Origin of the sequence: Paraburkholderia sp. BR13444, from assembly GCF_040948755.1 — a bacterium.
GTDB lineage: Bacteria > Pseudomonadota > Gammaproteobacteria > Burkholderiales > Burkholderiaceae > Paraburkholderia > Paraburkholderia youngii.
Genome location: NZ_JBFPKM010000002.1, coordinates 379,511 through 399,197, shown reverse-complemented (window position 1 = coordinate 399,197; position 19,687 = coordinate 379,511). Strand labels below are relative to the sequence as shown.

Genomic DNA, 19,687 nt, shown 5'->3' with positions numbered 1-19,687 from the left:
CGTATCGGGCTGTGTTAGAATTCGGAAAATTTTTTGGAGTTTTAGTCATGGCAGTTCAACAAAACAAGAAGTCGCCGTCGAAGCGCGGCATGCACCGTTCGCACGATTTCCTGACGGCAGCGCCGCTGGCCGTCGAGCCGAGCACGGGCGAAGTGCATCTGCGTCACCACATTAGCCCGAACGGCTACTATCGCGGCAAGAAAGTCGTCAAGACGAAGAACGACTAATCGTCGACTGCGATGCGCCCTGTGGCGTTTCGCGTAGCGATCGGCTCGCTTGACATTTTCCCGGTTCGGCAAAAAGGCGGCATTCAACTGCCGCTTTTTTGTGTCTGAAATTCGTCGCACTCCATGACAGTAAAGCTCACGATAGATTGCATGGGAGGCGACCACGGCCCGTCCGTGACCGTTCCCGCTGCCGTCAACTTCGTTCGTTCGCATCCCGATGCGCAGTTGCTGCTCGTCGGCATTGAAAGTGCGATTCGTGCGCAGCTGAAGAAGCTCAAGGCTCAGGATCTGCCGGCGCTGACCGTCGTGCCTGCTACCGAGGTCGTCGCGATGGACGATCCGGTCGAGGTCGCGCTGCGCAAGAAAAAAGATTCGTCGATGCGCGTGGCGCTGAACCGCGTCAAGGAAGGCGAGGCGCAAGCCTGCATTTCCGCCGGTAACACCGGCGCACTGATGGCGGTCTCGCGTTATGTGCTGAAAACGCTGTCGGGTATCGAACGCCCGGCCATCGCGTTCGCCCTGCCCAATCCCACCGGCTATACGATGATGCTCGACCTGGGCGCCAACGTCGACTGCGAGCCGCAGCACCTGCTGCAGTTCGCCGAGATGGGACACGCGCTCGTGTCCGCGCTCGAAGGCAAAGAGCGGCCCACCATCGGCCTGCTCAACATCGGCGAAGAAGTCATCAAGGGCAACGACATCATCAAGCGCGCCGGCGAACTGCTGCGTGCGAGTACACTGAACTTTCATGGCAATGTCGAAGGCGACGACATCTACAAGGGCACCGTCGACGTAATCGTCTGCGATGGCTTTGTCGGCAATGTCGCGCTGAAGACGTCGGAAGGTCTCGCGCAGATGCTGTCCAACATCATCAAGGAAGAGTTTGGCCGTTCGTGGCTGACCAAGGTGATGGCGGTGCTTGCGCTGCCGGTATTGATGCGCTTCAAGAAACGCGTCGACCATCGGCAATACAATGGCGCCGCGCTGCTCGGCTTGCGCGGTCTCGTGATCAAAAGCCACGGTTCCGCCGATGCCTACGCGTTTGAGTGGGCTATCAAACGCGGGTATGATGCCGTCAAAAACGGCGTGCTGGAGCGCCTTGCGCGAGCGATGGAAGAGAACGCAGGTTCTCTCGAACAGGCGGCGCGCGACGCAAGCGGTGCGGGTCACGCAAGCCCGATCGCAGGCCAGCCGGCCGAGCCCTACGCTGCGCAATCCTCGAAGGCATAATGGCTCAATCCACAATCTACTCCCGCGTGCTGGGCACCGGCAGCTACCTGCCGTCCAACCGCGTCACCAATCAGGATCTCGCTGAGCGTCTCGCCAAGCAAGGTGTCGAAACGAGCGACGAATGGATCGTCGCGCGCACGGGCATCCATGCCCGCCACTTCGCCGATCCCGACGTCACTACCAGCGACCTCGCGTTGATCGCCTCGCAGCGCGCGATCGAAGCGGCGGACATCGATCCCCAGTCCATCGATCTGATCGTCGTCGCCACTTCCACGCCGGACTTTGTGTTCCCGAGCACCGCCTGCCTGCTGCAGAACAAGCTCGGCATCAAGAATCAGGGCGCCGCGTTCGACGTGCAGGCGGTCTGCTCAGGCTTCGCTTACGCGGTCGCGACAGTGGACAGTCTGATTCGCACCGGTCAGCATCGCACGGCCCTCGTGGTCGGCGCGGAAACCTTCTCGCGCATCCTCGATTTCAACGACCGCACCACCTGCGTGCTGTTCGGCGACGGCGCCGGCGCGGTGATCCTGCAGGCCTCCGACGAACCGGGCGTGCTCTCGAGCGCGCTGCACGCGGACGGCAGCCATTCGAACATTCTGTGCACGCCGGGCAACGTGAACGGCGGCGTGGTCGCTGGCAGCGCGTTCCTGCACATGGACGGTCAGGCGGTGTTCAAGCTTGCCGTCAACGTGCTGGAGAAGGTCGCAATCGAAGCATTGGAAAAAGCCGATCTGAAGCCCGAGCAGATCGACTGGCTGATTCCGCATCAGGCCAATATCCGCATCATGCAAAGCACCTGCCGCAAGCTCGGCCTGCCGCAGGAGCGCATGGTCGTCACGGTGGGCGAGCACGGCAATACGTCGGCGGCGTCCATTCCGCTTGCACTCGACGTCGCGGTGCGCGACGGCCGCATCAAGCGCGGCCAGAACGTGCTGATCGAGGGCGTCGGCGGCGGCTTCACGTGGGGCGCGTCGGTCATTCGCTACTGAGCGCGACGACGCATCGTAGGGCGTAGCTGGCGGCGCCTGCGCGGCCGGAGTAATACCGTGCGCCATCGGGCAGCCGCGGCCGGCAGCCACATCATCCGATTAAACAGATTTTGGGGACGATATGAAATTCGCGTTCGTTTTTCCTGGGCAGGGCTCGCAGGCGGTCGGCATGCTCAATGCATTCGCCGGTCACTCAGTCGTGCGTGAGACGGTTCAGGAAGCCTCCGACGCACTCAACCAGGACCTCGGCAAGCTGATCGCCGAAGGCCCCGCCGAAGATCTCAATCTCACCACCAACACCCAGCCGGTCATGCTGACCGCGGCCTACGCTACCTATCGCGCGTGGCAGCAGGCGGGCGGCCCGGCGCCGGCGATCGTCGCCGGCCATAGCCTCGGCGAATACACGGCGCTCGTCGCGGCCGGCGCGCTAGCTTTCCGCGACGCGGTGCCGCTCGTGCGTTTCCGCGCGCAGGCGATGCAAACCGCGGTGCCGGTGGGCGAAGGCGGCATGGCCGCGATTCTCGGCCTCGACGACGACACGGTGCGCGCGGTCTGCGCGGAAGCGTCGGTCGCGGGCGTCGTCGAAGCGGTCAATTTCAATGCGCCGGCGCAAGTCGTGATCGCGGGCCACAAGGCCGCGGTCGAGAAAGCCTGCGAATTCGCGAAGGCGAAAGGTGCGAAGCGCGCGCTGCCGCTGCCGGTGTCGGCGCCGTTCCACTCGTCGCTGCTCAAGCCGGCGTCGGATCAATTGCGCGAATACCTCGCGAGCATCGACGTGCAGGTGCCGTCGATTCCCGTCATCAACAACGTCGACGTCGCCGTGGTCAACGAGCCGGCCAAAATCAAGGACGCGCTGGTGCGCCAGGCGGCTGGTGCGGTGCGCTGGGTCGAATGCGTGCAGGCAATGGCCGCGCAGGGCGTCACGCACGTGATCGAATGCGGCCCGGGCAAGGTCCTTGCGGGTTTGACCAAGCGCATCGACGGCAATCTCGCCGGCGCATCGGTGTTCGATCCGGCATCGCTCGAAGAAACGCTGAAGCTCGTGACGGCAGGCTGAGCGCTTTCGCGAGCGGGTATCGGCAGAGCCGTGCCGCGCTGGCGCGGCATCCCTCGACAGACGAATCAACAAGAATCAATGGGCCCTATTTGAAGGGCATCCGGACTGACAGATGGAAAAGACTCTCGACAAGCAGATCGCAATCGTAACGGGCGCATCGCGCGGCATCGGCCGTGCGATCGCGATGGAACTCGCGCGTCAGGGCGCGACGGTCATCGGCACCGCGACCAGCGAAAGCGGCGCGACGGCGATCACCGAGGCGTTCAAGGCGGCCGGGGTGAGCGGCCGCGGCGCGGTGCTCGACGTCAACGACGCGGCCGCGGCCGAAGCGCTGATCGACGGCACGGTCAAGGAATTCGGCGCGCTGAACGTGCTGGTGAACAACGCCGGCATCACGCAGGATCAACTGGCGATGCGCATGAAGGACGACGACTGGGACGCGGTGGTCGACACCAACCTGAAGTCGGTGTTCCGTCTGTCGCGTGCGGTGCTGCGCCCGATGATGAAAGCGAAGGGCGGCCGGATCATCAATATCACGTCGGTGGTCGGCTCGGCCGGCAACCCTGGCCAGATCAACTACGCGGCCGCGAAGGCGGGCGTCGCGGGCATGACGCGCGCGCTCGCGCGCGAGATCGGCAGCCGTGGCATCACGGTCAACTGCGTGGCACCTGGCTTCATCGATACCGACATGACCAAGGCGCTGCCCGAAGAGCAGCAGACCGTGCTGAAAACGCAGATTCCGCTCGGCCGTCTCGGCAGCCCGGAAGACATCGCGCACGCGGTCGCTTTCCTCGCGTCGCCGCAAGCGGGCTACATCACCGGCACGACGCTGCACGTGAACGGCGGCATGTACATGCAGTAACCAAATTCGGTTACTATCCGCGCCTTGATGCGTTCGCAGAAGCACGAGGCGCATGCGTTGACAGGAACCCGAAGCGCCGCTTTTTTGCCGGGTCAAACCTGATAAAATGCGCGCACCTGTATTTTTGAACTTCTTTTCCCTTGGAGGGGTAATGGACAATATCGAACAGCGCGTCAAGAAGATCGTCGCGGAACAACTGGGCGTTGCGGAAGCGGAAATCAAGAACGAAGCGTCGTTCGTGAACGATCTGGGCGCCGACTCGCTGGACACCGTTGAACTCGTGATGGCCCTCGAAGACGAATTCGGCATGGAAATTCCGGATGAAGAAGCCGAGAAGATCACCACCGTTCAGCAAGCGATCGACTACGCTCGCGCGAACGTCAAGGCCTAAGGTCATTCGCGCCTGCGTTTCTGCACGGGTCGCGCATGACGCCCTGCCGTGCCGCTTGCCGGCGCCAGCAGGGTCGGCGCCATGGGGTGTGTCCATTGACACGCCATACGCCACGCCGCTTGCCACGCAGGAGCCAGCGATGTTGACAGCGCAACTTTCCGCGCGATTGCCGACTTAAACAGCCACAGGGCACACAGGGCGATTCCTGTGGGCGCTGTGGCTTTTGCTTTTGTCATCTATGAAAAAGGGGTTACCGTGAGCCGCCGTCGTGTTGTTGTTACAGGCCTGGGGCTGATTTCGCCTGTTGGCAATAATGTTGCCGATGGCTGGGCCAATCTGGTCGCCGGCAAGTCTGGGATTGCCAATATCACGAAGTTCGATGCGTCGAACTTCTCGACTCGTTTCGCCGGCGAGGTGAAGGGCTTCAATATCGAGGACTACATCCCCGGTAAGGAAGCGCGCCACATGGATACGTTCATCCACTACGGCGTGGCCGCGGGCATCCAGGCGATGCAGGACAGCGGGCTCGAAGTCACCGACGAGAATTCGGAGCGCATTGGCGTGGTGGTCGGTTCGGGCATCGGCGGTCTGCCGATGATCGAAATCACCCAAACCGAATTGCTCAATCGCGGCCCGCGCCGCATTTCGCCGTTCTTCGTGCCGGCTTCGATCATCAACATGATCTCCGGCCACCTGTCGATCAAGTTCGGCATCAAGGGTCCGAATCTGTCGATCGTCACCGCGTGCACGACCGGTCTGCACTGCATCGGCGAGGCTTCGCGCCTGATCGAATACGGCGACGCCGACGTGATGATTGCCGGCGGCGCGGAATCGACCGTGTCCCCGCTCGGTATCGGCGGCTTTGCGGCGGCGCGCGCGCTGTCGCAACGCAATGACGACCCGGCAACCGCTAGCCGTCCGTGGGACAAGGACCGCGACGGCTTCGTGCTCGGCGAAGGCGCGGGCGTGATGGTGCTCGAAGAATACGAGCACGCGAAGGCGCGTGGCGCGAAGATCTACGCGGAAATCGGCGGCTACGGCATGAGCGGCGATGCGTACCACATGACAGCGCCGCTCGAAGACGGCGACGGCGCACGCCGCTGCATGCTCGCAGCGCTGAAGAACGCGGGCATCAACGGCGATCAGGTGAACTACCTGAACGCGCACGGCACGTCCACGCCGCTCGGCGATCTGGCGGAAACGACCGGCATCAAGCGGGCGTTCGGCGACCACTCGAAGGACATGGTCGTCAATTCGACCAAGTCGATGACGGGTCACCTGCTGGGCGGCGCCGGCGGTCTGGAGTCGGTGTTCACGGTGCTCGCCGTGCATCACCAGGTCTCGCCTCCGACCATCAACATCTTCAACCAGGACCCGGCCTGCGATCTCGATTACTGCGCAAATACCGCGCGGGACATGAAGATCGACGTCGCGCTGAAGAACTCGTTTGGGTTCGGCGGCACGAACGGCACGCTGGTGTTCAAGCGCGCCTGATCACGGGTGACGCGTCAGTTCGCGACGCCGGCTTCGCCGGCGCTTTCCCCCGCACCGGCAACGTTGAGCAGGACAACGCAGCGGATTGCGTTGCGTCGCTCTGTCGCAATGCGTGCCGCGGCGGGGGCGTTCGTGCTGATTGCGACGTTAGCCGTTTATACCTGCCTCGCGCCGCGCTTGAGCGCGTGGCAGGCCGCTGCGTTGACGCTCGCGGTCGCAGCCTTCCTTGCACTGTGCGCGGCTAGGCATGACGCGGCGCAGCCCGTTGCGCTGCATATCGCGATGGGCGAGATTTCCGCCTGGAACCGCGCCGGTGAATTGCTCGCGCGAGGTCGCGTCGTCGGTTGCGCGCAGTGGAGCAGCCGTTTGTTGGTGCTCGCGCTCGCGCCCGAGAGAGGTCGAAGGCGTGGCCTCATGCGTGCGTCGCTGGGCCGTACGCGCTCCCTGCTGCTCGCCGCCGACGCGCTGCCGCCCAATGTTTTCCGCGAACTTTCCGTGCTGGGCCGGCGTGCGGCCGGCGCCTGACTGTAACGACTGTAACCGCTGTTACCGTAGTAACGTGCCCTCACGAGGGGGGCGCTACAATGGTCCCCCGCCATGCGCCCTATAGTTAACGGATTTATCAGGTGAGCGAAAAAGAAATTGATCAGGTGCTGGTCGAACGCGTCCAGAAGGGCGACAAGGCCGCGTTCGAGCTTCTGGTCTCCAAATACCACCGCAAGATTCTCCGGCTGATCTCGCGTCTCGTGCGGGATCCCGCCGAAGTCGAAGACGTCGCACAGGACGCATTTATCAAGGCGTATCGCGCGTTGCCGCAGTTTCGCGGCGAGTCGGCGTTTTATACGTGGTTGTACCGGATTGCGGTAAATACCGCGAAGAACTACCTTGCCACCCAAGGCCGGCGTGCGCCGACCTCGACCGAAGCGGATGCTGAAGAAGCTGAAACTTTCTCCGACGCTGACCAACTAAGGGATATCAACACGCCTGAGTCGATGTTGATGAGCAAGCAGATCGCCGAGACGGTCAATGCTGCGATGGCGGTTTTACCGGAAGAATTGCGCACCGCCATTACTCTTCGAGAAATTGAGGGTTTGAGCTACGAGGAAATCGCTGAGATGATGGGTTGCCCAATTGGCACAGTCAGATCACGAATTTTCCGCGCTCGCGAAGCCATTGCGGCAAAATTGCGACCATTGCTTGACACACCCGAAGGCAAGCGCTGGTAGAGGCTTTTGAACGTCCAGCAGGCTTGGCGGGGCAGCGGCGCAATATCTGGATTAGTGGTGTCACTACGGGGTATTTGGAAGATGGGGAGCATCATGGGGTCGGTCTCGATGCAATCGCAAGCGGGCTCGCGCGGCGAGCGTCTGTCCGCTTTCGTCGACGGTGAATTGTTTGGCGAAGAGCATCTGAATCTGGACAAGTTTCTTGCGGAACTGGACGGCGATGATCGCGCCGCCTGGTCGAGCTACCACCTGATCGGCGACGCGCTACGTTCCGACGATCTGGCAGTCAGCCCCGCACGGAGCAGCGCCTTTCTCAGCGGTTTTGCCGCGCGCCTCGAAAGCGAGCCGCATGTGCTGGCGCCAGCCGCCGCGTCCGCGTCGGTCACGCGCCGCCTGCTCGGGCTGCGCCGGCGAGTCGTGCCGGCTTTTGCCGTCGCTGCCGCGGCCGCTACCTTGACCTGGATCGTCGTGCCGCAGCTGCAGGGCGTGCCGGGTGGTCCGGGTGCCCAGCTTGCTTCGCTCCAATCGCACGCCGACCCGGTGCAGCGTGTCGCCATGGCCTCGGTGCCCGCGCAAGACTCCAACATCATTCGCGACGCGAGCCTCGATCAATACCTCGAAGCTCATCAGCAATTCGCGCAGCAACCGGCGATGGCTGGCTCGATGCCGGTGATTCGCGCTGCCTCAGTCTCCACGCAGGGCCAATAGTTTGATGCAGATTCCGCGGTTCAATAAAACGACTATCTGGGGGCGGTTGCCAGCATTTCTGTTCTGTGCAGCCGTGTTGTTGTCCGCTACACCGCGGGTCTTCGCTCAAGACGATCCGGTCGTCGCCCGTCGCACGGCCGCGGAACTGCTCGACCGCATCCATCAGGCCGCCCAGCAGCAGAACTACGAGGGCGCCTTCGTCTATCAGCGCGGCAATTTCGTGCAGACGTCGCGCATCGCGCATTACTCCACGCATACGGACGGCGAGTTCGAGCAGCTCGAAAGCCTCGACGGCAAGCCGCGCAAAATGCTGCGCCACAACGACGACATGTACACGTTCCTGCCGGAACGGCGTATCGTGGTCTTCGAAAAACGGCAGAACAAGGATTCATTCCCCGCGCTGCTGTCGGTGAACGGCGAGCAGGTACTGTCCGTCTACGAGCCGAAGATGCTGGCCGATGACCGCGTCGCGGGCGTCGACAGTCTCGTGATGGAACTCGATCCGAAAGACGCGTACCGGTTCGCGTACAAGCTGTGGGCCGACAAAAAGACCGGTCTGCTGCTGCGCGCGCAGACGCTCGACCCGAGCGGCCAGGTGCTCGAGCAACTGTCGTTTTCGCAGGTCCGCATCGGCGTGCCGGTCGACAAGGCGGGCATCGTCAACGGCATCCGCAATCTCACGGGCTGGACGGTCGTGCGTCCGCCAGTCGAGCCGGTCGACATGGCCGCGCAGGGTTGGCTAATCAATCCGTCGGTGCGGGGGTTCCATATCATCCGTCAGTTGCGCCGTCCGATGGCATCGCGCGAGGCGGGGCAGCCGCCGATCCCGGTCGACCAGGCCGTGTTTTCCGACGGCCTCGCGGCGATTTCGGTTTTCGTCGAGCCGGTCGAGAACAACACGCGCAAAGAGGGCACGGGCGATAGCGGCGCGACGCACGTCCTGGTCAAGCGTCAGGGTGACTTCTGGATTACCCTGCTTGGTGAGGTGCCCCAAACCACATTGCAGCAATTCGCGTCTGCCATAGAATACAAAGCTCCGAAGTAACCCTTCCGAATCCTGAAATCCCTCGGCTTGCTACGATATGACGACTTTCTCGGTGCGCAAATTCCTCGCGGCCGTAGTGGTGGCGGCGTGTTTGCCGCTTGTGCCGCATATGGCATCAGCGGCTCCCGCTGCCAATCTGCCCGACTTCACTGACCTCGTCGACAAGGTCGGCCCGGCGGTCGTCAACATTCGCACGACAACGCGCGTGTCGAACGGTAGTTCCCGCGGCGGCCTGCCGCCGGGTATGGACGACGGCGATATGTCGGAGTTCTTCCGGCGCTTCTTCGGGATTCCGTTGCCGCAGTCACCGCAATCACCGCGCGGTGGTGATAACGGCGGTGGCGGTGGAGGGGGGGGCGGCAGCGGCGGCAGCCCGGATTCACAGGACAACACCGACCCCGAACAGAACAGCGGGGTGGGCTCGGGCTTCATCCTGTCGGCGGACGGCTACGTGATGACCAACGCTCACGTCGTCGACGACGCGGACACGATCTACGTGACGCTGACCGACAAGCGCGAATTCAAGGCGAAGCTGATCGGGGTCGACGACCGTACCGACGTCGCGGTCGTGAAGATCAACGCGTCGAACCTGCCGACCATCACGATCGGCGATTCGAACAAGGTGCGCGTCGGCGAATGGGTCGTCGCGATCGGGTCGCCGTTCGGTCTCGAAAACACGGTGACGGCCGGTATCGTCAGCGCGAAGGGACGCGACACCGGCGACTACCTGCCGTTCATCCAGACCGACGTAGCCGTCAATCCGGGCAACTCGGGCGGTCCGCTAATCAACATGCAAGGCGAAGTGATCGGCATCAATTCGCAGATTTACAGCCGCACCGGCGGTTTCATGGGCATTTCGTTCGCGATTCCGATCGACGAAGCGATGCGGGTGGCCGATCAGCTGAAGAGTTCGGGCAAGGTGGTGCGCGGCCGCATCGCGGTGGCGATCGGTGAAGTGACGAAAGACGTCGCCGATTCGCTCGGCTTGCCGAAGGCGCAGGGCGCGCTCGTCAGCAGCGTCGAGCCGGGCGGCCCGGCCGACAAGGCCGGCGTGCAGCCGGGCGACATCATCCTGAAGTTCAACGGTCATTCGGTCGACACCGCCACGGACCTGCCGCGCATGGTCGGCGATACGAAGCCGGGCACGAAGACGTCGATCTCGATCTGGCGCAAGGGTCAGACGCGTGAACTGCCGATCACGATCGCAGAAATGCAGGCGGACAAGGTCGCGAAAGCAGATCAGAAGAAGCCGCAGGCGCCGAAGCAGCGCGCGACCAACGCGCTTGGCATCGCGGTCAGCGACATTCCCGCCGATCAGCAGAAAGCGCTGAAGATCCAGAACGGCGTGCAGATCGACGCGGTCGACGGTCCAGCAGCCCGTGTCGGGCTCCAAAAGGGCGACATCATCCTGCGGGTTGGCGACATGGATGTGACGAGCGCGAAACAGTTCGACGAACTGACCTCACACCTCGATTCGCAGAAGATGGTCGCGTTGCTGGTGCGTCGCGGCGACAACACGCAGTTTGTGCCGGTCCGTCCGCGCAGCGCGCAGAAATGACGATGACGGCATCGCTCACGCTCTATGGGCGCGCGTGGTGCCATCTGTGCGAGGACATGCGCGCCGCGCTCGAGCCGTTGCTGGCCGAGTTCGGAGCGCAACTGGCGGTGATCGACGTCGACCGCGATCCGTTGCTCGAAGCGCGTTACAACGAGTTGGTGCCGGTGCTGGTATGCGATGGCGTCGAGTTGTGCCACTACCATCTCGACGAAGTACGCGTGCGGGCGGCATTGGCCGCGCATGCGTCGCGTGTGGCGGCGGCACCCTGATATGCATCCGCGCGGCATAGTGATTCGCGCGATCCATGCGCATGTTTTTGTCGTGACTCGCTGCGATGCGCACGGTAAATTCCTCGCCTCCTCTACGTAGTCTTGAGGCCCGCGCTATGCAAGATGCGCCGGCCGAGGGGCTTTTCGGCTAAAATAGACAGGTTTTTCACCTACTTACAAGGCGTGCTCCGCTATTGTCCGGGCGCGCCTTTTCGCTTGATCGGCACTGAATGGATCATATTCGTAACTTCTCGATCATTGCGCACATCGACCATGGCAAGTCGACGCTCGCCGATCGCATCATCCAGATTTGTGGTGGTCTGTCCGACCGCGAGATGGAAGCTCAGGTGCTCGACTCGATGGATCTCGAGCGCGAGCGCGGCATTACCATCAAGGCGCAAACCGCCGCGTTGTCGTATCGCGCGCGCGACGGCCGAGTCTATAACCTGAACATGATCGACACCCCCGGGCACGTCGACTTCTCGTACGAAGTCAGCCGCTCGCTGTCCGCGTGCGAAGGTGCGCTGCTCGTCGTCGACGCGAGCCAGGGCGTGGAGGCGCAAACCGTCGCCAACTGCTACACGGCCATCGAACTTGGCGTCGAAGTGGTGCCGGTGTTGAACAAGATCGATCTGCCGGCGGCGAACCCCGAAAACGCGATCGCCGAGATCGAGGACGTGATCGGCATCGACGCGACCGACGCCACACATTGCAGCGCGAAGACCGGCCTCGGCGTCGAAGACGTGCTCGAAGCGCTGATCGCGAAAGTACCGCCGCCGAAGGGCGATCCGGAAGCGCCGCTGCAGGCGCTCATCATCGACTCGTGGTTCGACAACTACGTCGGTGTCGTGATGCTCGTGCGCATCGTCAACGGCACGCTGCGTCCGAAGGACAAGATCCGCCTGATGGCAACCGGTGCGCAGTATCCGGTGGAACATATCGGCGTGTTCACGCCGAAGTCGAAGAATCTCGAATCGCTGTCGGCGGGGCAGGTGGGCTTCATCATCGCCGGCATCAAGGAACTCGCGGCGGCGAAGGTCGGCGACACGGTTACGCTGGTGAACCAGCCAGCGGCCGAGCCGCTGCCGGGCTTCAAGGAGGTGAAGCCGCAGGTGTTCGCGGGTCTCTATCCGGTCGAAGCGAACCAGTACGACGCGCTGCGCGACTCGCTCGAAAAGCTGAAGCTGAACGATGCGTCGCTGCAGTACGAGCCGGAAGTGTCGCAAGCGCTTGGTTTCGGGTTCCGCTGCGGCTTCCTCGGTCTGTTGCACATGGAAATCGTGCAGGAACGTCTCGAGCGCGAGTTCGACATGGACCTGATCACGACGGCGCCGACCGTGGTCTACGAAGTCCTGCAGCGCGACGGCACGACCCTGATGGTCGAGAATCCGGCCAAGATGCCAGAGCCATCGAAGATCGAGGAAGTGCGCGAGCCGATCGTCACCGTGAACCTGTACATGCCGCAAGACTACGTCGGCGCGGTGATCACGTTGTGTACGCAGAAGCGCGGCAACCAGATCAACATGCAGTATCACGGTCGTCAGGTCCAACTGACGTACGAAATCCCGATGGGCGAAGTCGTGCTCGATTTCTTCGATCGTCTGAAGTCGATTTCGCGCGGTTACGCGTCGATGGATTACGAGTTCAAGGAATACCGCGCGTCGGACGTCGTGAAGGTCGACATGCTGATCAACGGCGACAAGGTCGATGCGCTGTCGGTGATCGTGCATCGCTCGCAAAGCCAGTATCGCGGCCGCGAAGTGGCAGCGAAAATGCGCGAGCTGATTCCGCGTCAGATGTACGACGTAGCGGTTCAAGCCACGATCGGTTCGAACATTATCGCGCGCGAAAACATTAAAGCGTTGCGTAAGAACGTGCTGGCAAAATGCTACGGCGGTGATATCACGCGTAAGAAGAAGCTGCTTGAAAAGCAGAAGGCAGGCAAGAAGCGAATGAAGCAGGTGGGCTCGGTTGAAATCCCGCAAGAGGCTTTCCTCGCTATTCTGCGTGTCGAAGACAAATAAGTTGAATAACGGAACCCTATGAATTTCGCGCTGATTCTTTTTGTGCTCGTCGTTTTGACGGGTGTCGCATGGGTCGCGGACAAACTGGTTTTCCTGCCGAAACGGCGCCGCGAGGCAGAAGCAGCAGTCGCCGAATTCGATCGTCAGCAGGCGCGCATCGGCGAGCGTTTCGCCGATGAAAACGCCGCGCAAACCCGCGCGCGTTTGCGTGACGACAAGCTGCGTCAGCCGTGGTGGCTCGAATATACGGCGAGCTTTTTTCCGGTGATTCTGGTGGTGTTCGTCGTGCGCTCGTTCGTGGTCGAGCCGTTCAAGATCCCATCCGGCTCCATGGTGCCGACGCTGCTGGTGGGCGACTTCATCCTCGTCAATAAATTCGAATACGGTCTTCGTTTGCCGATCACCAATACGAGGATCACGCAGGGCCGTCCGGTCCAGCGCGGCGACGTGGTGGTGTTCCGTTATCCGAAAGACGAATCGGTCGACTACATCAAGCGTGTGATTGGCCTGCCGGGCGATGTGGTCGAGTATCAGGACAAGAAGTTGACCGTCAACGGCAAGCCGGTGCCAGAAACGCCGCTGCCCGATTATCTCGACGAAGAGCGGCTCGGCTATGCGAAGCAGTTCCAGGAAGATATCGACGGCCGCAAGAACGCGATCCTAAATAATCCGGCGGTGCCGCCGTTCATCGTTGGTGCGGAAGACTTCCCCTATCGCGACAACTGCCAATACAACGCACGTGGCGTGATCTGCAAAGTGCCGCCGGGCAACTTCTTCATGATGGGCGATAACCGAGACAACAGCGCGGATAGCCGGTACTGGGGTTTTGCGCCTGAACGCAATATCGTCGGCCGCGCATTTTTCATCTGGATGAACTTCAGCGATCTGCGACGCATCGGCTCCTTCCAGTGAGTCGAGTGCATTGATCGCTTCGTGATCACTTCTCATGAGCGATCACACGCCGCGCGAATAACCGGCACCGGTTATCTCGGTCGCGGCGTGTTGTCATGCTACTTTAAGAACTCGCGGTAACGTCGCTTCACCACGCTTTTTCCTCTGGCGCCCCGCCTTTCCGCCGGGTCAGGCGCCCGCGTTATACTCTGCCCATGCCTCTATCTCCGTTGGAAAGCCGTTTGCGCTATGAATTTCGCAATGCGGAATTGCTGCGCCAGGCTTTAACACACCGCAGTCACAGCTCCACGCACAACGAACGGCTCGAATTTCTCGGCGACTCCGTTCTGAATTGCGCGGTGGCTGCGCTTTTGTTCCAACGTTTCGGCAAACTCGACGAAGGCGATCTGTCGCGCGTGCGTGCCAATCTGGTCAAGCAGCAGTCCCTTTACGAGATTGCTCAGGCACTCAATATCTCCGAGGGCCTGCGCCTCGGCGAGGGTGAATTGCGCAGCGGCGGCTTCCGCCGGCCGTCCATCCTCGCGGATACGCTGGAGGCGGTGCTCGGTGCGATATTTCTCGACGGCGGCTTCGACGCTGCGCAGACGGTCATCAAACGCCTCTACGTGCCAATCCTCGACCATATCGACCCGCGTACGCTCGGCAAGGACGCTAAGACGCTGCTGCAGGAGTATCTGCAGGGCCACAAGATTGCGTTGCCTACCTATACGGTCGTCGCCACCCATGGTGCGGCGCACAATCAACAATTCGAAGTCGAATGCACGGTGCCAAAGCTCGACGTCAAGGTGTCCGGCTCGGGCGCGAGCCGTCGCGCGGCGGAGCAGGCGGCCGCAAAGAAAGCGCTCGACGAAGTAATGGCCGCGGCGCCTGCCGTAGTTGCGAAGCCGAAGCGTTCGAAAAGCGCGCGCGCCGCGAAAAACGCCGAGCAGGAAATCGTGCCGGGCGTGACCGGCGTGCAGGCCGCACTGGATTTACGCACACCGGATCGCAAGAGCGCGCGCGGCGAAGGGCGCGCGCCTGCTGCGGTTGAAGCCCACGCCGACAAGTCTGCCGTGGAAAAATCAGCGGTTGAAAGGCCTGCAGCCGAGCGTGCAGCGCCGGGCGCCGCCGGTGCGCCGTTGGCCGTCATCCGTGCCGCGCATGTGGAGTACAGCGGACATGACAAGCCGGAGCGCGCCGAGAAATCCGAAAAGGCGGAGAGAGCCGACAAGGTTTCGGTGCACTCAGGCGAGAAACCTGTCGACAAGCCGGCCGAAAAACACTCAGCGGACAAAACCCCCGACCTCAAAGCCGACGCGCCGTCACACGCGCGCAGCGCAGAGCGTCAGCGTAACCGCGAAGCCGTGCCGGGCACTCCCTCATCGAGCGTTTCCGCCGCGCCCGCGTCGGTTGTCTCGGCGGTCCCGGCGGCACCTGCCGAACACGAACCCGGCGTCGCCGGCGCGGTGCAAACGCGCGTCGCCGATGCGGGCCATTGATTGCCATCGGCGTGCGCGTCGCGCGCGCCGACCTGAACCTGCCGTAGTCCGAATATGAACGCTCCCACTCCCACTGGTTTTCGCTGCGGCATGGTCGCGATCGTCGGCCGCCCGAACGTCGGTAAGTCCACGCTGATGAACGCGCTGGTCGGCCAGAAAGTCAGCATCACGTCGCGCAAGGCGCAGACCACGCGCCATCGCATCACCGGCATCAACACGCTCGAAGACGCCCAGTACATCTTCGTCGACACGCCCGGTTTCCAGACCAAGCACAGCGGCGCGCTGAACCGCTCGCTGAATCGCGCCGTCACGTCGACGCTGACCTCAGTCGATGCGATCCTGTTCGTCATCGAAGCAGGCCGCTTCGGCCCCGACGACCAGAAGGTACTCGACCTCATCCCGGCGAAGGTGCCGACGTTGCTGATCGCGAACAAGCTCGATCGCGTGTCGGATAAAGACTCGCTGTTCCCGTTCATGCAGCAGATGAGCACGCTGCGCGAGTTCAACGAGATCGTGCCGCTGTCGGCGAAAAATACCGACGACATCAAGCGTCTGATGGCGACCATCAAGCCGTTCCTGCCGGAAGGCGAGCCGATCTACGGCGAGGACGACCTGACCGATCGCAGCGAGCGCTTCCTTGCGGCCGAAATCCTGCGCGAGAAAGTCTTCCGCTGGACCGGCGACGAACTGCCGTACACCAGCACCGTGCTGATCGACAAGTTCGAAACCGAAGGGCGACTGCGCCGTATCTTCGCGACGATTCTCGTCGATCGCGACACGCACAAGGCGATGATCATCGGCCAGAAGGGCGCGAAGCTGAAGCAGATCAGCACCGAGGCGCGCCTCGACATGGCGAAGCTGTTCGACGGGCCGGTGTATCTCGAGACCTTCGTCAAGGTGAAGAGCGGCTGGGCCGACAACGAAGCCGGGCTTCGTGCGTATGGGTACGAATGACGCGTGGATGACGCTCAATTCAGACGAGGCTCCGGACCAACCGGAGCACGAGCCGTCGCGGCCCGCGCGTAGCGCGAGGAAGTCGTCGGCTCAGGCAAAAGGCGCGAATAGCGCGAATAGCGCGAATAGCGCGCCCGCCGACGATGGCGAGCCGCGCAAAGCGCCAACGCGTCGCGCGCCGCGCACCTCCACATCCGAATACCGGATCACCGAGCAGCCCGCGTTCGTGCTGCATAGCTACCCGTATCGCGAGACCAGCCTGATCATCGACGTGCTGTCGCGCGATCACGGTCGTCTCGCGCTCGTCGCGAAGGGCGCAAAGCGCCCGCACTCCGCGTTGCGCGGCGTGCTGCAAACGTTCCAGCCTTTGTCGCTCGCATGGTCGGGCAAATCCGAAATGCGCACGCTGACCGGCGCCGAGTGGGTCGGCGGCATGCTGCCGCTGACCGGGGACGCGCTGCTGTGCGGTTTCTATGTCAACGAACTGCTGGTGCGCTTCTGTGCGCGCGAAGACCCGCATCCGCAGTTGTTCCATCACTACGTCGTCACGCTGACGCGTCTTGCGCACGATGAGCCACCCGTGCAGGTGCTGCGCTCGTTCGAACGCGTGCTGCTGCGCGAGACCGGCTACGCGATGGCGCTCGACCGCACGGTCGCGCGCAAGGCCGTGCTCGCCGACGGCCGCTACGTGTTCGATCCCGAGCGCGGCGTGCGCGAGGCATCGGACGAATGGCCCGCGCAGTGGCCGGTGGTATCGGGACAAACCTTGCTCGATATGGAAAAGGACGATTACCATCGAGCGCAGACCGTCGCGCAAAGCAAAACGCTGATGCGCTTCCTGCTCAACACCTATCTCGGCGGCGCGCCGCTTGCCACCCGCCAGATCCTGATCGACCTGCAGAACTTATGAGCTTCTTCCTGACTTCGCCGACCGTGATCGACCTCGGCGTGAATATCGACCACATTGCCACGCTGCGCAACGCGCGTGGCACGTCCTATCCCGATCCGATCCGCGCCGCGCTGATGGCCGAAGAAGCCGGCGCCGATGCGATCACGCTGCACTTGCGCGAAGATCGCCGGCATATCGTCGACGCCGACGTGCACAAGCTGCGTCCGCTGCTGAGAACGCGTATGAATCTCGAATGCGCGGTCACGGCCGAAATGCTCGACATCGCGTGCGAAGTGCAGCCGCACGACGTGTGCCTCGTGCCGGAAAAGCGCGCGGAGCTGACGACCGAAGGCGGTCTCGACGTCGCCGGCCAGTTCGAGGCGGTGCGCGCCGCATGCACGCAACTTGCGGATGCCAACTCGCGCGTGTCGCTGTTCATCGATCCCGACGAAACGCAGATTCGCGCCGCGCACGAAGCCGGCGCACCGGTGATCGAGCTGCACACCGGCCGCTACGCCGAAGCGCATGATCCCGCCGAACAGCAGCGCGAATACGAGCGCATCGTGCGGGCGGTCGAATTCGGCACGACGCTCGGCCTCAAGGTGAACGCGGGCCACGGCCTGCACTACACGAACGTGCAGCAGATTGCGGCTATCGACGGCATCGTCGAACTCAACATCGGCCATGCGATCGTCGCGCACGCGATCTTCGCGGGCTGGGACAACGCGGTGCGCGAGATGAAGGCGATCATGGTCGCCGCGCGTCTCGGCGCGCGCGCGTAACCCAATCTCGCGACGGACGCACGCATGGCAATCTACGGAATCGGCACCGACATCGTTCAGGTCAGCCGTGTCGCAGCGGTGATGACTCGCACCAATGGCCGTTTCGCCGAGAAGGTGCTCGGTCCCGACGAACTTCGCGTCTATCACGCGCGTCAGGCCCGTTCGGCGGCGCGCGGTCTCGCGTTTCTCGCGACACGTTTTTCGGCGAAAGAGGCGTTCTCGAAGGCAATCGGCCTCGGCATGCATTGGCCGATGAGCTGGCGCGCGTTGCAGACGCTGAACCGGCCGAGCGGCGAGCCGATGGTGCTCGCCTCCGGCGAGCTGGCCGATTGGCTCGACGCGCGCGGCATCACGGCGCGCGTGACGATCAGCGACGAGCGTGATTACGCGGTGTCGTTCGTGATCGCCGAGACGCAGCGGCCGGACGAGACGGAAAGTTCGTTTGCCGCGCCGGCGTCGCGGGCTTCGTCCGCGCACTCCGCCACCGAATAAAAACGTTGAACGCGGCCGCTGACGGTCGCGTTTGTCTTTGCGTCAGACTCTTTTCCAGCGGAATTCGATGAAAACCACACCCGGACCGGTGATGCTCGACGTGGTCGGCAAAACGCTGAACCGCGATGACAAAAGGCGTCTCGCTCACCCGATGACCGGCGGCGTGATCCTGTTCGCGCGCCACTATGAGAGCCGCGCGCAACTGGTCGCGCTGACCGATGCGATCCGCGCGATTCGCCCGGATCTGCTGATCGCGGTCGATCACGAAGGCGGCCGCGTGCAGCGCTTTCGTACCGACGGCTTCACGGTGCTGCCGTCGATGGGCAAGCTCGGCGCGTTGTGGGACGAGGACGTGCTGCACGCGACGAAGGTGACGACCGCGGTCGGCTACATCCTCGCCGCGGAATTGCGCGCATGCGGTATCGACATGAGCTTCACGCCGGTGCTCGACCTCGACTATGGGCACTCGCAGGTGATCGGCGATCGCGCGTTCCATCGCGATCCGCGCGTGGTCGCGCTGCTCGCGAAGAGCCTCAATCACGGTCTCGCGCTCGCCGGCATGAGCAACTGCGGCAAGCATTTTCCAGGGCACGGATTCGCGCAGGCAGATTCGCACGTTGCGATGCCCGTCGACGAACGCCCGCTCGACGAGATCCTCGGCAACGACGTCGCGCCGTACGACTGGCTCGGTCTGTCGCTTGGCGCGGTGCTGCCCGCGCACGTCGTCTATCCGGCGGTCGATGCGAAACCGGCCGGCTTCTCGCGCATCTGGTTGCAGGACATCCTGCGCGGCAAGCTCGGCTTCGAAGGCGCGATCTTCAGCGACGATCTATCAATGGAAGCCGCGCGCCAGGGCGGCACGCTGACCGAAGGCGCGCAAGCCGCGCTGGAGGCCGGCTGCGACATGGTGCTGATCTGCAACCAGCCGGACGAAGCGGAGAAGGTGCTCGACGCACTGCGCGTCACGCCGTCGAAGGAATCGCTGCGGCGGCTGAAGCGCATGCGGCCGCGCGGCAAGGCGCTCACGTGGAGCAAGCTGATGGCCGAGCCACGGTACGCCGAAGCGCAGAAGCTGGTTCGCAGTACCTTTGCATAAATGG

21 protein-coding genes are annotated in these 19,687 nt (G+C 62.9%); all 21 read left to right on the top strand.

The annotated features are described in order from the left end of the window. Nucleotides 1-47: 47 nt before the first annotated feature. The 21 genes from rpmF to nagZ all read left to right on the top strand — a co-directional run bounded on the left by rpmF (nt 48) and on the right by nagZ (nt 19,683). Entirely contained in the window at nt 48-227 is a 180-nt protein-coding gene (gene rpmF, locus AB3X95_RS06145; protein ID WP_006401275.1) for a 50S ribosomal protein L32, read from the top strand. 123 nt (nt 228-350) lie between these two features. Further along, entirely contained in the window at nt 351-1,457 is a 1,107-nt protein-coding gene (plsX, locus tag AB3X95_RS06140; RefSeq protein WP_013090058.1) for a phosphate acyltransferase PlsX, read from the top strand. Continuing rightward, complete coding sequence (locus tag AB3X95_RS06135; RefSeq protein ID WP_176124174.1) at nt 1,457-2,446, top strand: beta-ketoacyl-ACP synthase III; 990 nt, start codon at nt 1,457-1,459, stop codon at nt 2,444-2,446. Before plsX ends, AB3X95_RS06135 begins: the two co-directional genes overlap by 1 nt. Before the next feature lie 121 nt (nt 2,447-2,567). Then, complete coding sequence (gene fabD, locus AB3X95_RS06130) at nt 2,568-3,503, top strand: ACP S-malonyltransferase (protein ID WP_176124173.1); 936 nt, start codon at nt 2,568-2,570, stop codon at nt 3,501-3,503. Between the two features lie 112 nt (nt 3,504-3,615). Beyond that, on the top strand, nt 3,616-4,365 hold the full coding sequence (fabG, locus tag AB3X95_RS06125) for a 3-oxoacyl-ACP reductase FabG (RefSeq protein ID WP_176105456.1): 750 nt from the start codon (nt 3,616-3,618) through the stop codon (nt 4,363-4,365). Between the two features lie 151 nt (nt 4,366-4,516). Then, nucleotides 4,517-4,756: an acyl carrier protein gene (acpP, locus tag AB3X95_RS06120; RefSeq protein WP_004197638.1), complete on the top strand. Its 240-nt coding sequence runs from the start codon at nt 4,517-4,519 to the stop codon at nt 4,754-4,756. A gap of 255 nt (nt 4,757-5,011) precedes the next feature. Next, a complete protein-coding gene (fabF, locus tag AB3X95_RS06115; RefSeq protein WP_176105457.1) occupies nt 5,012-6,250 on the top strand; it encodes a beta-ketoacyl-ACP synthase II in 1,239 nt (412 codons plus the stop codon). Between the two features lie 108 nt (nt 6,251-6,358). Continuing rightward, nucleotides 6,359-6,775 (top strand): hypothetical protein, encoded by a 417-nt coding sequence (locus tag AB3X95_RS06110; RefSeq protein WP_368620896.1) that lies wholly within the window; start codon nt 6,359-6,361, stop codon nt 6,773-6,775. Between the two features lie 101 nt (nt 6,776-6,876). Further along, on the top strand, nt 6,877-7,476 hold the full coding sequence (gene rpoE, locus AB3X95_RS06105) for an RNA polymerase sigma factor RpoE (RefSeq protein ID WP_006051939.1): 600 nt from the start codon (nt 6,877-6,879) through the stop codon (nt 7,474-7,476). Nucleotides 7,477-7,569: 93 nt separating this feature from the next. Further along, the gene (locus AB3X95_RS06100; protein ID WP_184226551.1) at nt 7,570-8,184 is read left to right on the top strand and encodes a sigma-E factor negative regulatory protein; all 615 of its coding nucleotides are present in this window, start codon (nt 7,570-7,572) and stop codon (nt 8,182-8,184) included. 4 nt (nt 8,185-8,188) lie between these two features. Beyond that, nucleotides 8,189-9,229, top strand: coding sequence for a MucB/RseB C-terminal domain-containing protein (locus AB3X95_RS06095; protein ID WP_368620895.1), 1,041 nt, complete (start codon nt 8,189-8,191; stop codon nt 9,227-9,229). Nucleotides 9,230-9,266: 37 nt separating this feature from the next. Beyond that, nucleotides 9,267-10,787 (top strand): DegQ family serine endoprotease, encoded by a 1,521-nt coding sequence (locus AB3X95_RS06090; RefSeq protein WP_368620894.1) that lies wholly within the window; start codon nt 9,267-9,269, stop codon nt 10,785-10,787. Then, on the top strand, nt 10,784-11,056 hold the full coding sequence (locus AB3X95_RS06085) for a glutaredoxin family protein (RefSeq protein ID WP_368620893.1): 273 nt from the start codon (nt 10,784-10,786) through the stop codon (nt 11,054-11,056). The genes AB3X95_RS06090 and AB3X95_RS06085 overlap by 4 nt, the downstream gene beginning before the upstream one ends. A gap of 230 nt (nt 11,057-11,286) precedes the next feature. Then, nucleotides 11,287-13,080 (top strand): translation elongation factor 4, encoded by a 1,794-nt coding sequence (gene lepA / locus AB3X95_RS06080; RefSeq protein ID WP_013090048.1) that lies wholly within the window; start codon nt 11,287-11,289, stop codon nt 13,078-13,080. Between the two features lie 18 nt (nt 13,081-13,098). Beyond that, the gene (gene lepB / locus AB3X95_RS06075) at nt 13,099-13,992 is read left to right on the top strand and encodes a signal peptidase I (protein ID WP_013090047.1); all 894 of its coding nucleotides are present in this window, start codon (nt 13,099-13,101) and stop codon (nt 13,990-13,992) included. Nucleotides 13,993-14,186: 194 nt separating this feature from the next. Continuing rightward, nucleotides 14,187-15,470 (top strand): ribonuclease III, encoded by a 1,284-nt coding sequence (gene rnc / locus AB3X95_RS06070; protein WP_176366095.1) that lies wholly within the window; start codon nt 14,187-14,189, stop codon nt 15,468-15,470. A gap of 54 nt (nt 15,471-15,524) precedes the next feature. Beyond that, nucleotides 15,525-16,424, top strand: coding sequence for a GTPase Era (era, locus tag AB3X95_RS06065; RefSeq protein ID WP_050783920.1), 900 nt, complete (start codon nt 15,525-15,527; stop codon nt 16,422-16,424). Further along, entirely contained in the window at nt 16,411-17,334 is a 924-nt protein-coding gene (gene recO / locus AB3X95_RS06060; protein WP_176366094.1) for a DNA repair protein RecO, read from the top strand. The genes era and recO overlap by 14 nt, the downstream gene beginning before the upstream one ends. Beyond that, nucleotides 17,331-18,095 (top strand): pyridoxine 5'-phosphate synthase, encoded by a 765-nt coding sequence (gene pdxJ, locus AB3X95_RS06055; protein WP_368620892.1) that lies wholly within the window; start codon nt 17,331-17,333, stop codon nt 18,093-18,095. Before recO ends, pdxJ begins: the two co-directional genes overlap by 4 nt. 24 nt (nt 18,096-18,119) lie before the next feature. Continuing rightward, nucleotides 18,120-18,587, top strand: a complete 468-nt coding sequence (gene acpS / locus AB3X95_RS06050) for a holo-ACP synthase (protein WP_368620891.1) — start codon at nt 18,120-18,122, stop codon at nt 18,585-18,587. A 67-nt stretch (nt 18,588-18,654) separates the two neighbouring features. Continuing rightward, nucleotides 18,655-19,683 carry a beta-N-acetylhexosaminidase gene (nagZ, locus tag AB3X95_RS06045; protein ID WP_176366093.1) on the top strand — a complete coding sequence of 343 codons (1,029 nt, stop codon included), beginning with the start codon at nt 18,655-18,657 and terminating at the stop codon, nt 19,681-19,683. Nucleotides 19,684-19,687 lie beyond the last annotated feature (4 nt).